The following is a 1,745-nucleotide window of genomic DNA, read 5'->3' on the forward strand; positions in this document are numbered from 1 at the left end:
TGGTCAAATGCTCCGTACTTTTGGCCACCGGTGTTAACGCTGACGGCTACCGGGAAATGCTCGGTATGCATGTTGCCACCACGGAATCCAACGCGTCGTGGAAGGGCTTCTTCCAGGACTTAAAAGCTCGTGGACTTCGCGGTGTCTTCCTTATCACCAGTGACGCCCATGAGGGCATCCAGCACGCGATATCTGAAGTGCTGCCCGATGCGTCGTGGCGCTGTCGCACCCACTTCGCGAAAAACCTCTACGCAAAAGTCCCCAAGACCCAGTGGCCGATGGTCTTAAGCGATGTTCCAGACAATCTTCCAACAACCCGACGCCCAATCCACCTGGCGATGTCGATTTGGGGTAGTTGGTACCGCGAGTCCGCGTAGTTGGTACCGGTGTTCCACGTACCCGGTACTGCAAGGGGTTTTCTTTCATAGTTGATGTTGGCGACACCACAATCCGGTGGTGTCGCGTCAACATCTACTTGGAAGGAGCCGGTCCTTGTGGCTAACTTCAAACAGATCATCGCGATGTGCCTTGACGGTGCAAGCTACGCACAGATCACACACGCATTGGGATGTTCACGACGAGAAGTATCCCGCGCAAAGAAAGTCATCGCTGAGGAGTCACTAACGCCAGAGCGTTTCCGCCAACTCCCACCGGGATGGTTCGATGAGCGATTCAGCGACGGCCGGAGTAAGCGGACGATGTCCTACGACCAGCCTGATTTTCAAGCCCTTGCACGCAAGCTCCAAAGCAAAAAGCACGTGACCAGGCACAAGCTGTGGATGGACTACTTGTCGCAGCCGTGTCCGACGGACAAGACAAAGTACCAGTACTCCCAGTTTTGCAGTGGGCTCAATGAATTTCTCCGTGCTCATGATCTTGTCGAAGTCGTCACCCATGAGCCGGGGCAAGAGCTTTACGTCGACTGGGCTGGCGACAAAGTGCCGGTGGTGGATCAGGCCAGTGGTGATACCGCATTCAAGGCGTCGCTGTTTGTCGCGGTATGCCCGTACTCAGGGCTGATGTACGTCACTGCTGCTGCGAATGAGAAGATGCCGGCTTGGATTGCATGCCACGTCAAAGCGTTGAACTATCTTGGCAAATTACCGGCGGTCATCGTGCCGGATAATGCCTCTACGGCGACCTACCGGCCGAGGAAGCATTCAGGCTACCGGATGGTCACTGACCGCTACGCAGCGTTTGCCGACTACTACGGGGTCACGATTGTGCCGACAAGACCTGGCAGGCCACGCGACAAAGCGGCAGTAGAACGTGCTGTGAAAATCGCCTACACCAAAATACTCGGGTATTTCAGCGACGAGGTCTTCTACAATCTCGATGAACTCAATGAGGCAATCGCTGACCGGCTTGCCGATATCAACAGCGCAATGACACGGGCTGATGGCACAACACGGCGCATGCGCTTTGAGCAAGAAGAAGCACCAGTGATGCGCGATCTGCCGCCGACACCGTTTACAGAAGTGTCATACAAGCGACTCAAAGTCGACCGTAATTGGCACATCACCTGTGACTACCAGTACTATTCTGTGCCATTTCAGCTGGTAGGAGAGGCAGTGACGGTCAGGCTCACCCCGCAACTGGTGAGCATCTTCAACGGTGATCAACTAGTTGCTGAGCACACACGCCTTCACGGATTCAAATACCGGTACTCCACTGATCCCAACCATGGGCCAAGCGGCGCCGATGAAGGGCACTGTGTTTTGTCAAGTTGTTTTAGGCCGTTTCGG

Annotated in this window: 1 protein-coding gene and 1 pseudogene; both read left to right on the plus strand. The window is 55.0% G+C overall.

Annotation, left to right across the window (positions count from 1 at the left end; all coding sequences use genetic code 11):
- Positions 1–375, plus strand: a pseudogene (locus HMPREF3048_RS08675) (transposase); the annotation flags it as partial.
- Positions 376–494: 119 nt separating this feature from the next.
- Positions 495–1,745, plus strand: a 1,251-nt coding sequence (gene istA / locus HMPREF3048_RS08680; protein WP_070771886.1) for an IS21 family transposase, incomplete at its 3' end; no start/stop codon positions are given.

Origin of the sequence: Corynebacterium sp. HMSC075D04 (assembly GCF_001815635.1) — a bacterium.
Classification (GTDB): Bacteria; Actinomycetota; Actinomycetes; order Mycobacteriales; family Mycobacteriaceae; genus Corynebacterium; species Corynebacterium coyleae.